Origin of the sequence: Jatrophihabitans lederbergiae, from assembly GCF_031845305.1 — a bacterium.
GTDB lineage: Bacteria > Actinomycetota > Actinomycetes > Mycobacteriales > Jatrophihabitantaceae > Jatrophihabitans_A > Jatrophihabitans_A lederbergiae.
Genome location: NZ_JAVREH010000038.1, coordinates 15,735 through 30,567, shown reverse-complemented (window position 1 = coordinate 30,567; position 14,833 = coordinate 15,735). Strand labels below are relative to the sequence as shown.

Here is a 14,833-nt window from a genome sequence, read left to right as displayed (position 1 = left end):
GCCGCAATCGAGACTTACATCGACGCCTGGAACGAACGCTGCCAGCCGTTCACCTGGACCAAGACCGCCGACGAAATCCTCACCAAAGCAACCAGCGGTCAAAGATCATCGTTCACGCTACACTAGTTTGACGCCGCCGGTTCCTGACACGAATTTTAGACGACGATCGTGCGGTCTGTCGGCGCCGACGGCTTACGTAAAGGAAACGATCGTTACCGGACACGTCTGCTCGACTGCTCTCGGCGGCCGCTCACGAAGACGTCGCTCGTGATCTCGGGCGACACAAATCGAGGACTTGTCGGTGTGCTGAGTCACCATGGAGTTATGACTTTCATGCAGATCTCCGAAGGACCCATCCCCCACAGCGCAGGCTGCGGCGCACGTCGTCGTCGGTGTCATGTCCGCCGGCGTCGCCGGCTACGTTCTGGTGGGGGTGCTGGGCCTCGGCAAGAACGCACCCGGATACGTCCTCGCCTCAGCCCTGCTCGGCATGTACATCCACCAGCGGATGGATGCACCCGTCGCGAAGCGACTGTCCGAGGCCGGCTTATAGCGACGTGACGGATCGCCTGGCTCGCTGGGGTGATCACCCCGGCTAGGCATGCTGGCGAACCCTGCGACGTCGAAGCGGTACTGGACCGACGCGTCATCCCCCTGGCCGCCTGCAGCGCTCTTGCTAACGACTGGTTCACGCTCTTCTCCGTCTTTTTGACGTCGACGTAGATCGCGGAGCAGATTCTGCGAGAGGTCTCCCCGCGTTATGTGGGCCAGCTCCGCCGCCAGCGTCGCCTGGTCGTGATCGGTGTTTGTGCCTGCTGTGTCAATCATCAGGGCATCGTGGGCCCGACTTACGACAATCCCAGCCCGTGGCCCATGACCGCGGCACCAGCGGCGAGAGTGTGTTCGCGAATTAGCGTGTATCGCCGTGTCATCCCGCAGATTTGGGCGTCGCGGCCGAACCTGCGGCGGCCCAGCCCTGCTGGCTACCCGCAACAGGGCCCTGACCGAACTCCGATGCCACCAGCTGCGCCTGCTGGCCCGGCAGCTTATGGCGCGGTTGGAGCTTCGCCGGCAGGCGTGTGAGGCCGGTGAGCGCGGGGTCGAGCATGCGGCTGCCGGGGCGGCGGCGCTGGAGCGTAATCAACAACTGCTCGATGGGGTGCTGCGTCCTCGCGGGCGGTCTGGCCTGACCCCAACCGGTTGATCCATGATGGTGCGCCGACCTCGCTTCAGGCGCCTTCAACTACTGCCGTGGAGGCTTCGCCGTGGCTGGAGGCCGCCGGTGTGCCAATTGGAACGGTCGGTAACCGTCACTGTCGCTTCAACGCGCGGGCCCACGGAGTCGTCATCGCTTGGTGCTTGCACCTGGGCGAGCTCCTCGACCTTGAGGACAAAACGACATCGATGGCATAGTGCTCGTTTGCGCTGGCAGGCAGCACTGGGCGGGTGCGGAGCGCGGCGTTCATCTGTTGTTGGAGTGGTGGTCGCCGGTTGTTGGAGTGGTGGATCGGATCGGCTTATACCGTGCGGGCGGAGCCAGGTGATGGCGTCAATCGATTCGGCGTTGGGCTGGGTCCAGAATTGGTGAGGACGTTGACGTGACGATATTGCGGTCGACTCTGATCGCGTGCGCGGTGGGGGTTGCGGCCGCCGGCGTCGGGCTGGGGGCTGGGTTCGTGGTGCCGGCGGGAGCGGCGGTGCCCGCGGTGCATCCGGTGCTGTTCGCGGCTGCGCCGGCGGGGGCGAGCAAACCTGATGACATCACCGTGCTCAACGGCGTGTTGTACACGGCGTATCAGAACAACGCCGGCAAGGACGGCACCCCGGCGGGCAGCGTGAGCCAGGTCGTTGCGTTGAACTCCCATGGCGCGGTCACCGCGGCCTGGTCGATCGCGGGACGGGTGGACGGGTTGACCGCGGATCCGGGTCGCGGTGTGGTGTACGCCACGATCAATGAAGACTTGAACTCTCGATTGGCCGTGATCGCCCCGGGCAACGCCACCCCGAAGGCTTACACCTACAGTCCCAGCCCGGCGCAGACCGGCACCGAGAGGCCCCGGGCCACGAACGGCGGCACCGACGCGGTGTCCGTCGGCTCCGATGGCACCCTCTATGTGGCCCACTCCAATCCGGAACCGGCTCTGCGAGCGCCTAACAACGCCGCAGCGGTGTTCAAGATGACCTTGGCCGGGACGACTGCGACCCTCACTGGGCTGTTCGGTGTCAACGACACCGCGCCAATGGTCAACCCGGCCGCCGGTGGCCCAGCGAGGGCACCTCTGCACTTGACTGATCCCGACTCCAACCGAATCATCGCCTCCGCCTCAGGAGACACCCTGATCCAGGTCGCTCAAGGCGACAGCAGAATCGTCTTCGCCTCGCACCTGAACTCAGCCACCCCAACGTTGAAGCAGCTGACCCTGCACAACGCGGGCAACGCCACCGGTGCCGCGGTAACCCCGCAACTAGACGACATCGCCCAAGTCACCGGCCCCGGCACCCTCTACGCCGTCGACCAAAAAGCAGGCACAATCGTCAGCATCGACACCGCCGCCATCACCGCGGGCAGCTACATCGTCTCCCAGCCTGCCCCGTCCACCGGTGACTTCGCCAATACCGCTGACCTGGGCGTACTCGACATCCAGACCGGCATCGTCACCCACCTCCACAGCGGCCTCACCAGCCCCAAAGGGCTGCTGTTCATCCCCGCTGCGACCCCACACCCCACACCGTCGAGCAGCGCCCCCGGTGGAGGCGTTCCGACCGCGGTCCCCGCCGGCTCAGGCGGACAAGCCGCGAGCACCAGCGCTACCACCGTGCGGCTCCAACTCGCCACCGGCATCGCCGGGATTGTCGTGATCGCCGCAGCAGCAGCCGGCCTCACCCGCCGCCGCACCCAGCACTAACACGGTGAACCGCCGCAGCAATGTCGGCATCGGAAGAAGTAGAGGGGTCTATCGCGTAAACGGCTCCTCTCTGGTCAAGTTGATCTTGATTTTGGGGTAGCGTCAGGGTCGGCGAGCCTGGGTAGTGACTGATCCGAAGTGCCGGTGTTGGGGTGTAAGCCGGTCGCGCTGGATTCGAGAGCCGCCCCCTGTTGTCCGCCCAGGCCCGCCGCCATGGTGGATTCGGTGTCGTGGACGAGTTGTTGGTAGACGACGTCGGATAGTCGGCGCTTCAAGCAGCGCAGGGCTTCCTTGTGGCTCTTGCCCGCCGCCCGTTTGCGTGGGTAGTAGGCGCGTCCGGTGGTGTCGCCGGCGAGCTGGGTGATCGCCATGATGTGCAAGGCGTGGTTGAGCTGCCGGTCCCCGGCTCGGGAGAGCCGGTGTCGCACGACGTCACCGGAGGACACCTCGATCGGGGCGGTCCCGTTGTAGCTGGCGAACGCGGCCGCCGACCGGAACCGGGCAGCAGTTCCGACGCGGACGAGGATCTTGCCGGCGAGCAGCGGGCCGATGCCGTAGAGCTCGGTCAGCGATGAGCCGGTCGCGGCGACGGCCGTGGTGATCTGTTCGCCGGCGGCACTGATGCGCCGGTCGAGGTGGCCGATCTCGGCGACCAGTTCGACGGCCAAAGCCCGCAGCGTGGCGTGCACCGGGTTACGTGATCGGACACGTCGTAGCAGCCCGGCGGCGACATCGGCAGTGAGATTCGTCGGTGCGCCGGCCCGGGATCAGCACCGAACTCGCCGAACTGTTCGGTGTCGCCCGCTCCACCGTGTACCGCGCCATCAAACGAGCCGACCCGGCAACCGCCGGCCCGCACGTCCCGTCCATGTCCGCTGGTGGGCGACGGTGACGCGCATGACCGCCAATGGGCAGCTCGCGGTGGATCCGGAGGACGTCGTCGCGCTGTGCCGCGCCACCGCCACCGCCCGCCACTGGCCCCACACCGCATGGCAAGCCGTCCGCGACGAACTCGACGGCGCCCTCATCATCGACCTGCCCTGCCAAGCGCAGGCCGGGGATGTGCTCACCACGCTGACCAGCCACGGACTGGCCCCCGCCCGCCGCCCAGCGGCCTGCCCCGCTCAGAACAGAGCCCAGGTCCGGGTCACCGGTTGGGATCCACGGCTGCTGCGCCGCCGATTGGCTGTCCTGCTCGCCGGTGTGGATGACCTGTCCACCGAATGGGCCGCGACCACCGAACCCACCCTGTATCACTACGATCACCACGCCGCGGCAGCAGCCGCCACCGGCCACGAGGACCCCGACCTGGACTGCCACGTCAGCACCGACGTCGAAACCGCGCTACGCCGCAGCAACCCACTCCCCCACACCACACCCGCGGTCAACGACATCGCGCGACTCCAACAACTCATCCACGCCACCTGAATCGCCCCGGGTTTTGTGGAGGCTCCGGACTCGCCGGGGCGGTTCACTAGCGACACGTAGCTGGTTTGTCTTACGATTCGTCGTATCATCATCACATGACCGTGGTGAACTTCAGGACAGACGAACGATCCGAGCGCGCGCTTGCGGAACTGACTGCCGACGGTGCCACCGTTTCTGATGCGATACGCCAGGCACTAGTCGACGCCGTCCGACTGCGGAGGCGCGAACAGATGCGTCGCGAGTCGCTCGCCGCAGTGAGCGACCCCGCTGATCTCGCTGAGTGTCGTCAGGTCCTTACGGAGATGGACGAGCTTCGTGCGTGGTGACGTTCACCGCCTTCGCGCCACCCGCGGCGCTCGTGGCAATGAACAGCACGGTTCCCGCTACGCGGTGATCCTGCAGTCCGATGATCTGCTGCTGTCCACGCTCCTCGTCGCGCCGACCTCCAGATCCGCGCAGCCGCGTATCTTCCGACCCACCATCCTCATCAGCGAGGACCCGACACAAGTACTCACCGAACAGACCGCGGCGGTAGCGCCCGAACGGCTCGGCGAACTCGTCGGCCACGTCAGCCTCACCGAGCTACAGGCCATTGACGCGGCCCTGCGACTGACACTGGGAATCGACTGATCCGCTCGAGGACAGCTATAGCACCAGCCCGGTGAAGGATGCCCCCACGACATGGCATAGCCACCCTCGCCGGAACACCCTACGGGTGGGCACCGAACCGGCGCAAGTGGGGATACTGGAGATTCGGCACGGTTCTCGTCAGGAAGGACGACAGCAATGAGCGCAGTGGACAAGGCCAAGAACGCGGCCCAGGACGCGGCCGGCAAGGCCAAGGAGACGGTGGGGAAGGCGACCGGTGATCACTCGACCGAGGCCGAGGGCAAGACCGATCAGTCCAAGGCCGACCTGAAAAACGCTGGCGAGAAGGTCAAGGACACCTTCAAGCACTGAACGGGTATGCAGGGTCAGCCGCGGCTTCGTGTTGCCGCTCGTCGATGAGGACTACATGGTGACGCATCTGCATTACGCACTGTCTATGGGCCAGCCGGAAGCCGCCGGATTCATCCTGCGGGGCATCAAGGGCATCTTCGTGCTCGTTGGCTCGGTGATTGCCGCAGTGTTGTGCGCAGTCATCGCCGCGGCCAAGGGCCGCAGCGCGATCCTGTTCGGCGTGCTGGGGCTGTTCTTCAGCATCATCACCCTGATCGTGGTGCTGGTGCTGCCTCGTAAGCGCAACGCCTAACACTCCTAGCGGGGGATCCGGCGGCTGGGTTGCGGGCTGAAGGGGTGGGCGAGTCGGCCGACGCCCACCCCATCAGCATCCCGTCATCGGCAGTTCATCGGCCGCTACTGCTGTGGCATCGCCATGGCCAGGACCATTTACGCCGTGACCCGTATCGGAGCGAACCCGCTCGGCTACCACTGTTCCCAGAGAGACCGGTTCTGATAGCGGCCGGTCTTCTGACGTCAACCGCGGCCACGACACGCCCGACGCGCACCTGTCAGAGACCCTGTGACCCGTCAACGGCAAGTGGCACGGACTTGTCAGCGCCATCTGGAGCCAGCTGTCCCACCGACGATCGATCTACGCTGTCAGCGGACCGCTGATCAGGTCGGTCACAACCGTCAGCCGCAACGGTTCAAAACGCTCCAGCACAGCCGTGCTCATCACAGCAGCTGCGGACGGATTGTCCGGCATACAGCGCTGCCGGCTTTCCCGGTCCGGCCAAACCGCGTACGCGACCCAGGTGCCGTCATCACAGCGGTGCAATCTCGAGCCGAAACTGCCGCATTGGGACCGGATGCTGACCGTCATGTCCGACCACGCTTGCTTGAATTCGCTCTCCGCGCCACGGACCAGTCTCCACCTGTACAGGAGCGCATACATCTGTCCAGGCTAGCGTCGGCTGACAGGCCCGCTAAAGGAACGACGATCCGAGAGCGTGTCCGTTAAGCCGACCCGCGACTGCATCACCGCCTTCGGACACACCGACTTCCGCGACAACCTGGCCAAGATCACCGTCCCGACCCTGATCATCCACGGCGACTCCAACGCCATCGTCCCATTCGAAGCCAGCGGCAAACGCTCCCACGACGCCATCGCTGGCAGCAAAGTCGTCCTCATCCAGGACGGGCCGCACGGCATCAACACCTCCCATCCACAGCAATTCAACGACGCCATGCTCCACTTCCTGGGCCGCTGAGCTCCCGGGCAGCCCCGGCCCACCCGCACGGGGCCACCCTGAAAGCTGCGCCGATGCCCACGGTCGGTGTTGGCGTTCTAACAAGCCGCCGTGCTCGAACAGCGTAACGCGGTCCGCTGGACGACGAATGCTGGACAGCCCTGATCGCAACCGAGGACAGCCCGCTCGAAGAGGCTGCTTGACCCCGACGGCCTGTTCCGAGCACGTCAGCGGCGGACATCCTGGCCCAGGCAGTTGTCCAAGCATTAGGTTTCTTCAGACCCCCCAGCGTGAGTAGCCACCCGCCGGTGTAGCGCTGCGTAGACGGGACGCCGCGAGCCAGCCCAACTCACGCCAGGCTGACATCAACTCCAGCATTCTGGGCTCGGCCGTCGGTAAGGTGCCGTGTCGAGCCCTTCGGCTTAAGGCACCTCACCGATGGATTGCCACCATCGGCTAACCCGAGCCGTGCCAAAGGGCACCGCAGCACCGTGAGGTGTGTCAATAATTCTGGACAGGTTCTCGGTTGTTGATCATGCAGCGGCTGCTGCGGTTCGGTGGTCGTTGAGGGCTTCGTGCGGGGTGCGGTAGCCGAGGCTGGAGTGCAGCCGTCGGCGGTTGTAGAAGACTTCGATGTAGTCGGCGACGGCGAAGCGGGCTCGGGCCCGGGTGGTGAAGCGGTGGTGGTGAAATATCTCGTTCTTCAGGGCGGAGAAGAAGCTCTCAGCGACCGCGTTGTCCCAGCACACTCCGGTCCGCCCGATGCTGGTCCGGACGCCGATCCGTTGGCAATACTGGTGAAACTCGGCTGAGGTGTACTGGGCTCCGCGGTCTGAGTGAAAGACCGCACCGGCCAGGACATGCCCACCGTCGCGGGCCATGGCCAGGGCGTCGACGACCAGCGAGGTGCGCATGTGCTCGGCCATCTGCCAGCCCACGACCATCCGGGTGGCCAGGTCGATCACGGTCGCCAGATACAGCCACCCCTCACCGGTGCGCAGGTAGGAGGGGGCACCTCCCGTTTGCGGGGGCATATCACCGACCAGACGCTGTCCGGGGACGCCGTCGGTGGTGAAGTCGCGGGCGATCAGGTCCGGACTGTCCACCGGGGTCTGGCCGCGGACGGTAGTCCGCTTGTAGGCCCGTGGTTGCACGGCAGCCAAGCCCAGCTCGCGCATCAAGTCAGCTACCAGCCCGACCGAACACTCATGACCCTCACGGTTCAGCTGAGCCGTGACCCGGCGGCAGCCATACGCGCCGCGACCGACCCCGAACACCCGTCCCACCTCGGTCGCGAGCTGGCGGCGGCGGGCCTGCCCGGCGGTCTCGGCCCGGTTGCGCCAGGCATAGAAACTCGACCTCGGAACCCGCAGCAGCCGACACATCCAGGCCACGTCGTAGTCGGCCTTCTCCACCTCGATCACCGCGCAGCGCTCGGCTACGGGTGCGTCCTGGCGAAGAAGGCCGCCGCTTTTTTCAGGAACTCGTTCTCCATCCGCAGCCGCCGGATCTCGGCTTCCATCTCACTCACACGCGCACGCTCGACCGGCGACAACGCCGGGTCCGGCTCAGGGTTGGCATGCCGCCACGCTTTCATCCAGTTGCCCAACGTGCCGTGATTGACACCCAGATCCCGGGCGACGTCAGCAATCGGTTTCCCTGTCTCGATCACCATCTGGACAGCCTCAGCCTTGAACTGCGGACTGAACCTTCGACGCTGCTCGACCATGAACAGATCCTCTCAGGAGAGAGAAACTGTCCAAGATCCTTGGTACACCCCACCGCTGGGCGCGGGCTGCGACGGAACCGGAGGAGGCAACGTGTAGGAAACGTCGCGGATGTTGCCAGCGATAGGGACGGGCGCTCCGCTTGGCCCCGAGACTTCACATCGATTTGTGGAGCGATTCCTGACCCTATTTGGAGGCCGGAGATTCAATCCTCCAGTTTCGCTCCAGCCCTCGGACAAGGCCGTGACATCGACGAGAGCAGCCCTCAATATGTAGACCTAAACGAGGCCGGAGATACCACATATTGTGGTTGAGATGGGTGGAGCTGAGGGGATTCGAACCCCTGACCCCCACACTGCCAGGCCGAACGCTCACCCCGCTACAGGCCCCATGTTGCTGGGGTATCCGCATCCACCCGGGACATACCTGGTGCAGTTGACTGCCGTTCAGAGCCGTTCAGATCCGTTGACTGCAGATCGATCCTCCAGATTTCCTCCACCCGAAACGGTGCGGGAGACAGGCTTGCCTAGCTAGGGCCAGCATCCTCGGGGCGAGTGTTGGGCCATACCTCCCACCGGTTGGCCCCTCCTCGTTTCACGACCGCGTCCGGGTGCTGCTTCTGGATCTCGGCCAGACGCTGCATCACGTCGGCGATCGGCAGGCCCGACGGCACAACCGCGAGCGGCTCAGGCTTTGGCGGTGGTGGCGGGGCTGGTTTGGACCGCTCGACCATCTTGAAGAACATCTCGCGCACTTCGCGGATATGTGCAGCATGCCGTGGCCAGGCAGCGCAGGGTCCGTCCCAGTGCGTCAAGCGCCAACCGTGATTCGCGAGCGGCCGGGCGCACTCCGAGCACATCTCGTCCGCGGTGAGCGGCGGCACTGCCAGCCACCCATCGAGCTTGTAGCGGGCGTCCTGCAGCTTCGGCCGAATCTCGGCTTGCTCTGCCTTGTCCTTGGTCGCCTTCAACGCTGCCTCGTGCTCCACGATGGCCGCACGGAGCGCCCGCACCTCCCGCTCCCGATCGAACCTGTACATCGACAGGCTCAGCTCGCGCCGGTCGGACGGCAGCCACCCACGTCGGTCAACGACATCTTCGGAATCGCCAACGACAGGGATCAGCTGCTCGATCCGCGCCCGGCACGTCGCCAGCTTGTCCTCCAGCTCGGCGATCTCCGCCTCCCGCTTCTCGGCTGGCAGCCCCCACCCATAGCGTCCCGAGCGATAGTCATCGAGTTGATGCAGGAGATACCGCTCGTAGGCCTGGTCCTCGAGCAGTGCCAGTCGGGACGCCTCGCGTTCCGGGTCGTAGCGCATCTTGTTGCGCTCATACTCGCGATCTTCCCGCTTCCGCTTCGCTTCGAACTCGCGGTCCAATCGGGCCATCCACGCGTCGACTTGCCGGCTGGTCTTCGTCCGGAAACCCGGCTCGGCCCGCGTCCACTGCTCAAAGACCTCAACCGCCGCATCCCACTCGGCCTCGTGGTCGTCCATCACCCAGGGGTTCCACTGCGACCGCTGCTGCAGCTCGACGATCCGCGTCCGGGCAGCGATGAACTCTTCGGCGCTCGCCGTCGCGCCTGACTTGGGCGCCCAGAGCAGCCCGTCATGCTCGACGGCGTCCCCGACTACGACTGTTGTGCTCGTCATGTACCGAGCCTCGTCCCACTGAACGACCTGCGCCAGAGTGGCAGCCTGTCGTGGGCGGAGCATGCGAGGTGTGACCCGCGTCCCATTTTTGAAACCCATACTGTCCGGTGCCGGCTCATGTCGCCGAAGTGATGGAGGGGCCACTGCATCCAGCAAGCCCTGCAGATTGGAGGTGACCCGATGGACAGACTCCAGTGCGGCGCCTGCCCACATCCCGGTCCGCATGCGCAGGTCCTGCCGCCCACCAGCGGCATGCGTAGGCGTTGCACCGACTGTGATCGATGCAAGACCGAGACCGATCCCGAACGGCAGCAGGTGACCAAGCAGTAGGCCGTCGGCCGGGACGCTACCGGAGCGCCCCGGCCTGCGCGTTGGTCGCCTGGATCGGCGAACTTATCGGCACGCTGAGCTAGCGTGCTCAGCATGAAGATCTCATCGTCGCGGCAGAGCAACGCCGTCTCGTAGAGCATGGCGCTCGGCATGCTCATGCGCGATCGCGGCGACACCTCGTGGGTCGCGGCGGACCATCGGGCGAGCGCGACACTATGAGGCGCCTCCGTTTGACGTAACGCCGGCTAGTCCTCCGTCCTGAACTCCGGGCTACCGGCATACTGACCTTAGGATGGGCATCGCATCTGCGGGGAAGGAGTTTCGACATGCCGGACCTGGATACGAGAGACCATGCTGTGAGTGGACCGGTGCGCTTGCGTACCCGAAAAGGCTTAGAACACGAGCTGACGCTAGACGCCATCCTCACCGGTGCGCGAGCGGTCACGACACCGCGCCCATCGCGGGTCTGGGTGCAGATTGACGAGCGATTGCTGCCAGCCATCGACGTCATCACGCAGGCCACTGGGCATACGACGAGTGAGAATCTGTTCACCTGGATCGAGATAACCCGCGTGCTTAAGGCATTCGGCCTGTCCGTTCACAGAGGCACCGGCCAGTGGACCGGGCCTGAAGCAACCGAGCCCGGCTTCTCGGCGGGCTCCTACGCGCGCCACACGACACTCGCCCCGGTCTCGGACGTCGACGTGGTCGTACCCGCTCACTCTCCCGGCCAGCTTCGTATTGACGCCGACGACGCATCGGGCATGGGCGAAGGACGTGAGGACCAGCTCGTTGAGCCGCCCCTCACTGCGAAAACCGCAGCGATGCTAACCGAGCATGCGGGCCGCTGGGTTGCTCTGAGAGACCAACACGTCGTCGCCGTGGCCGACTCGCCGACCGCGGTTAGCACCGAGGCCCATGCCGCGAGCGACTCGCCGATCATGGTCGTCTTTGTACCCGAAACGGGCACCGAGGATCCCGCGCTTCCGTGAGAGTCAGGTTCGGCGCGCTGCCAGGGCAGACGGCACTACGGCCGACTGTGAGCATAGCTTTTCCGGACTCGCCCGGAGTGACAACTGTTGCCCTGGTTGACTCTGGCGCAATGGCCAACCGCTTCCATCCGCAATGGGCCGAACATCTCGGGATCGACCTCTCCACGGGTCCTGTTGAGAGGGTCACCATCGCGAACGGAACGTACCTTGCGAACGTCCACCACATCCGACTGCAGGTCGGTCAGTGGACGTGGACGGCGCCCGTCGCATTTCCCCAAAACTGGAACCATCCACACGAGGTATTAGGTCTGCGCGGCTTCTTCGACGAGTTCGCTGTCCGCATTGTTGCCCGCGACAACTACCTGGCATTGATCCACCGGTAGCGCCTATCTAACGGATAGGTCGCAGGCGAGATAATCGACGAGAGTGGCGTCTTACAGCCCGGACGAGCCCACTGCGACTGCGCCCACGACGATCACGGGCCAGTCTCGCGATCCTCCAACCACCTGACCCCCGCACCCGAGCAGCGTAGAGGCGAGCCCCAGCTCGGTCGCAAGCAGATGCGTGGTCATCAGAAACGCGCCAGCGTCACGCCACAACAATGATGTACCTAGAGGATAGCGACGGAATAGCCGAACTGTGTCGGCAACGGCAACGACCGATAGAGGCGGCACCCGTCCGCCGTGAGAGTCGGCAAGAGCTGCGCTTACCTTCGAATCTGTGTCGCCGTCCAAGCCGATCTGTTCCAATCGGCCAACAGATCCGTTTGCCGCTTGCCCGGCCGGGACCCACCGATACCACTGCGATGGATGCGACGAGGACCCGGCTGGACCTTGGAGCGGGCCGACTACGGGCACATGCACAAGGACATCGATGGCATGCGTTCCGCCGGCCGAGGGCACCGCCCGGCTCGACCACTCGCGGCCGGCCGCATCGACGCCAACACGACGGATGTCGCATAGCCGTGACAGGAGCGCTGTCACGGCCGCGACCGTTGGCGTCCCTGACGGCCGTCGAGACTGCCGATGAGTCAGGGCGTCGCTCACGCTCCAGGTCTGCTCGCGTGAAGCAGCGCTGACATCAGCCGACCACGTCGCCTGTTCGTCGATGGGTTCAAGCTCCTGAATCCAGCGGGGGCGCGCGGGCTCCATATGGCCGGCGAGATCGGCGGCAAGAATTGGCCGGCAGACGCGCGCCTCCGCGAAGCTGCGCTCAGCCTCGGCGGGCAGGGTCTCTGGTAGGAAAGTGCTATCTGAAGCGTCCGACGAAGCGCCGCTGAATATCTCATGTTCGGTCGGTGTGGTCATTGCAGCCGGTTCAACTCGAGTAGCACCGCAGCGCGTTTGTAGCAGCCCGGGCATTCGGCGCACGGGTAGTTGGCGCGATGACAGGAGTGGGTCCATCCGAGAACCGAATCGGTGATATTAGACCGCTTAACAAGTTCAGCCGACTCGAGTTCGAGTGCCGGTGCGCTTACGCTCACGTCTCCCTCCTGCAAGCAAAGCAGCGTGTCGAGCGCGTCGTAGAACGCCCGAGTCCCATCAGCGTGACGCGACCCGTCGCTGACGATCGACCCGACAACAATCGTATGTCCAGCCCGTCCGGTACGCAGGGCCCACGCTGCGGCAACTGTTACGAGTAGCTGATTGCGATACGGCCACCATTCTGGACTGGGTGCGCCCGGAAGAGTCACATCGTCGACGAGAAGTCCACCGCCGATTTCGGGAGCGTCGACCGATATCGCATCGTGGTGCAGCCCGAGTTCAGAAGCCACCGCAGCCGCCGCCCGTGCTTCTGCGATAGCGGGACGCTGGCCATAATCGATGAACAAGGTTGCTGACGGCTGCCGCCACGCGGCAAGCGCGGCACTATCCAGGCCACCGGACAGCAAGAGCAGCTCCGGACGCGCGCCAAGGCTTCGATGAGGCGGATCAACCGTCATTTGGTGACCCAGCCCGGCACCACTGCCGCACCCATCGCCACCCACGCCGACCGATATGCCGCCGAACTTAGATCGCGATGTAGCTCCACGCCGGAACCCTCAAGCATCTTGGTACCTTCGGCGTCCAACCGGTCCGCGAACCCCACGACAGGGATGCCCGCCTTCACCGCCCAGCCGATCTCGAAAATCGTTCCCGGGTCGGCGCCGTCGAACAGCGCGAGCACGCCGCTGCAGGCAGCAAGACCGGCAAGATCGGCTTCCGCAACCTCCAGGCCGCCGAGCCCGACATCATGCACCGGAGAAAACACATCAACACCAAGGGCGAGGAGGCTGCGGCGGACCACATCGACCAGCCAGAGTTCGGACGTGCTGAAGAATGGGCCCGCCAAATACACTCTCGCCTTCGGCCCAGGGCGCTCCGGCATTGGATCCGGCAACCCGCTGCCGGAGAGCTCGCCACGAAGAATCGCTGGCGGGACCGCCGGAACCTTGGTCGAGCACCAATGGGCGGCCGACGCTGACGCGACGCGAGCGGCTTGAACAATGTCGGCGCCGGAGTGCAGCGCGTAGGAGAATCCCGCCGAGAATACGTCGCCCGAGCCAACCGGCCAGACGCTGCGCGTCGGATGCGCGCCGACGTGAGCGAAACGGAGCTCGCCGCCGTCGAGCCAGGTAACGTCACAGCCCGATGCGCCACCCTTCATCACGACCGCATCGACACCTTGGTTGAGCAGTTCCTTAGTCGCCTCCGAGGGGTCGGCGATGTTCCCTGCGAGTTTGCGGACCTCAGTGGAGTTGGCGACGACGATCAACTCATCGGCGACGAGTCCGTCCAACTTCAACGGCTTCAGGTCACGTGGCTGCTGCGGGTCTAGCACGATGCGATCGGCGGCGACCCTGCGGTGGCCAGACTCGATCAAACCGAACACGAGTGCCGTGTCGGCTTCGGCGTTCAGATCCTCCATGCTGGCGTTAGGCCCCGAAACCGCGGGGTGCGACAGCGGGGTGAAGAACCGAAATTCGACTGGTTCGTCTCTTTCAATAACGGCTCTCGTAACGCCGAGCGCGTCGTAGACCAGCTCGGCCTCCTCGTTCATGCGCTCGTCGACGGCGGTATGCAGCGTCACGATCCCGGTCGCAGCGCGACCCGACAAGGCAGCCGCAGCACGCAGACCTGAACCCGCCAGATAGTTCCAGTCCGGTCTGACGCACACCTCTCGGTAGGTGCCACCGACAACGATCATGCGAGGCTCACGCGCCCGTCACCCAGATGGTCACCGAGCCGCCCTCGATCCTCTGAACAATCGCTGAGTAGGAGAACCCCGCGGCGAGACAGCCGCGCAGAGCCACAATGTTGCGGACAACCGCCCCCACGTTGCGACCGTCTTGCGTCCGCGCGAATACGCCTCGCGCAGGCTCTTCGACGGCGGCCAGCGTCAGCTGATCACCGATCGAGAGTGTCGCCACCACGTCAGGGTCCGGAGAGCCAAGAACGGTTTCGAACGGCTGTCCTGGGCAGTCGTTGTCGGAACCGCCGCCACCTAAACTCACGGTCGTCGTCGGGTCGCTGCCGCTCATCTGTTCCTCCAGTCTCTGGGCGCAGAAACCACCCACGATCGACCCTAGCTGCCGATAGGTCACCAGCCCGTGCCGCGCGCCGATGGT

17 protein-coding genes and 1 pseudogene are annotated in these 14,833 nt (G+C 65.1%); 11 read left to right on the top strand and 7 right to left on the bottom strand.

Annotated features, from left to right (window positions below; translation table 11 throughout):
• Nucleotides 1-397: 397 nt before the first annotated feature.
• Nucleotides 398-553 (top strand): hypothetical protein, encoded by a 156-nt coding sequence (locus RM423_RS18775; RefSeq protein ID WP_311424578.1) that lies wholly within the window; start codon nucleotides 398-400, stop codon nucleotides 551-553.
• A gap of 1,045 nt (nucleotides 554-1,598) precedes the next feature.
• Nucleotides 1,599-2,906 (top strand): hypothetical protein, encoded by a 1,308-nt coding sequence (locus tag RM423_RS18770; RefSeq protein ID WP_311424577.1) that lies wholly within the window; start codon nucleotides 1,599-1,601, stop codon nucleotides 2,904-2,906.
• A 74-nt stretch (nucleotides 2,907-2,980) separates the two neighbouring features.
• On the opposite strand, the gene RM423_RS18765 is transcribed toward RM423_RS18770, so the two are convergent.
• On the bottom strand, nucleotides 2,981-3,595 hold the full coding sequence (locus RM423_RS18765) for a transposase (protein ID WP_311424576.1): 615 nt from the start codon (nucleotides 3,593-3,595) through the stop codon (nucleotides 2,981-2,983).
• Between the two features lie 62 nt (nucleotides 3,596-3,657).
• Here RM423_RS18765 and RM423_RS18760 point away from each other — a divergent pair, with 62 nt between their 5' ends.
• The 6 genes from RM423_RS18760 (at nucleotide 3,658) to RM423_RS18735 (ending at nucleotide 5,586) form a co-directional block, all read left to right on the top strand.
• Complete coding sequence (locus tag RM423_RS18760) at nucleotides 3,658-3,798, top strand: hypothetical protein (protein ID WP_311424575.1); 141 nt, start codon at nucleotides 3,658-3,660, stop codon at nucleotides 3,796-3,798.
• Nucleotides 3,799-3,803: 5 nt separating this feature from the next.
• Nucleotides 3,804-4,334, top strand: a complete 531-nt coding sequence (locus tag RM423_RS18755) for a hypothetical protein (protein WP_311424574.1) — start codon at nucleotides 3,804-3,806, stop codon at nucleotides 4,332-4,334.
• Nucleotides 4,335-4,429: 95 nt separating this feature from the next.
• Nucleotides 4,430-4,660 carry a hypothetical protein gene (locus RM423_RS18750; protein ID WP_311424573.1) on the top strand — a complete coding sequence of 77 codons (231 nt, stop codon included), beginning with the start codon at nucleotides 4,430-4,432 and terminating at the stop codon, nucleotides 4,658-4,660.
• The gene (locus RM423_RS18745; protein WP_311424572.1) at nucleotides 4,650-4,964 is read left to right on the top strand and encodes a type II toxin-antitoxin system PemK/MazF family toxin; all 315 of its coding nucleotides are present in this window, start codon (nucleotides 4,650-4,652) and stop codon (nucleotides 4,962-4,964) included. Before RM423_RS18750 ends, RM423_RS18745 begins: the two co-directional genes overlap by 11 nt.
• A gap of 156 nt (nucleotides 4,965-5,120) precedes the next feature.
• A complete protein-coding gene (locus tag RM423_RS18740) occupies nucleotides 5,121-5,294 on the top strand; it encodes a CsbD family protein (RefSeq protein WP_311424571.1) in 174 nt (57 codons plus the stop codon).
• A gap of 28 nt (nucleotides 5,295-5,322) precedes the next feature.
• Nucleotides 5,323-5,586 (top strand): hypothetical protein, encoded by a 264-nt coding sequence (locus tag RM423_RS18735; RefSeq protein WP_311424570.1) that lies wholly within the window; start codon nucleotides 5,323-5,325, stop codon nucleotides 5,584-5,586.
• Nucleotides 5,587-5,928: 342 nt separating this feature from the next.
• Here RM423_RS18735 and RM423_RS18730 read toward each other — a convergent pair whose 3' ends face one another.
• Complete coding sequence (locus RM423_RS18730) at nucleotides 5,929-6,231, bottom strand: antibiotic biosynthesis monooxygenase family protein (protein ID WP_311424569.1); 303 nt, start codon at nucleotides 6,229-6,231, stop codon at nucleotides 5,929-5,931.
• Nucleotides 6,232-6,283: 52 nt separating this feature from the next.
• On the opposite strand from RM423_RS18730, the pseudogene RM423_RS18725 reads away from it, so the two are divergent.
• Nucleotides 6,284-6,547, top strand: a pseudogene (locus RM423_RS18725) (alpha/beta fold hydrolase); the annotation flags it as partial.
• 512 nt (nucleotides 6,548-7,059) lie between these two features.
• Here the strand turns inward: RM423_RS18725 and RM423_RS18720 are convergent.
• Both RM423_RS18720 and RM423_RS18715 read right to left on the bottom strand, forming a co-directional pair.
• A protein-coding gene (locus tag RM423_RS18720; protein WP_311424567.1) for an IS3 family transposase occupies nucleotides 7,060-8,255 on the bottom strand; the annotation gives its coding sequence in 2 pieces (ribosomal slippage) (nucleotides 7,060-7,994 and nucleotides 7,994-8,255; 1,197 coding nt in all).
• Nucleotides 8,256-8,779: 524 nt separating this feature from the next.
• Entirely contained in the window at nucleotides 8,780-9,904 is a 1,125-nt protein-coding gene (locus RM423_RS18715; protein WP_311424566.1) for a hypothetical protein, read from the bottom strand.
• 656 nt (nucleotides 9,905-10,560) lie between these two features.
• Between RM423_RS18715 and RM423_RS18710 the strand changes: the two genes are divergently transcribed.
• Nucleotides 10,561-11,226 carry a DUF5678 domain-containing protein gene (locus RM423_RS18710; RefSeq protein WP_311424565.1) on the top strand — a complete coding sequence of 222 codons (666 nt, stop codon included), beginning with the start codon at nucleotides 10,561-10,563 and terminating at the stop codon, nucleotides 11,224-11,226.
• Nucleotides 11,223-11,609, top strand: a complete 387-nt coding sequence (locus tag RM423_RS18705; protein WP_311424564.1) for a retropepsin-like aspartic protease — start codon at nucleotides 11,223-11,225, stop codon at nucleotides 11,607-11,609. Before RM423_RS18710 ends, RM423_RS18705 begins: the two co-directional genes overlap by 4 nt.
• 920 nt (nucleotides 11,610-12,529) lie before the next feature.
• Here RM423_RS18705 and RM423_RS18700 read toward each other — a convergent pair.
• From RM423_RS18700 to RM423_RS18690, 3 genes are read right to left on the bottom strand one after another with little or no spacing between them, the layout of a single operon-like run.
• Complete coding sequence (locus tag RM423_RS18700; protein ID WP_311424563.1) at nucleotides 12,530-13,168, bottom strand: 7-cyano-7-deazaguanine synthase; 639 nt, start codon at nucleotides 13,166-13,168, stop codon at nucleotides 12,530-12,532.
• Nucleotides 13,165-14,412, bottom strand: coding sequence for a PfkB family carbohydrate kinase (locus RM423_RS18695; protein WP_311424562.1), 1,248 nt, complete (start codon nucleotides 14,410-14,412; stop codon nucleotides 13,165-13,167). The genes RM423_RS18700 and RM423_RS18695 overlap by 4 nt, the downstream gene beginning before the upstream one ends.
• Before the next feature lie 7 nt (nucleotides 14,413-14,419).
• A complete protein-coding gene (locus RM423_RS18690) occupies nucleotides 14,420-14,746 on the bottom strand; it encodes a hypothetical protein (RefSeq protein WP_311424561.1) in 327 nt (108 codons plus the stop codon).
• Nucleotides 14,747-14,833 lie beyond the last annotated feature (87 nt).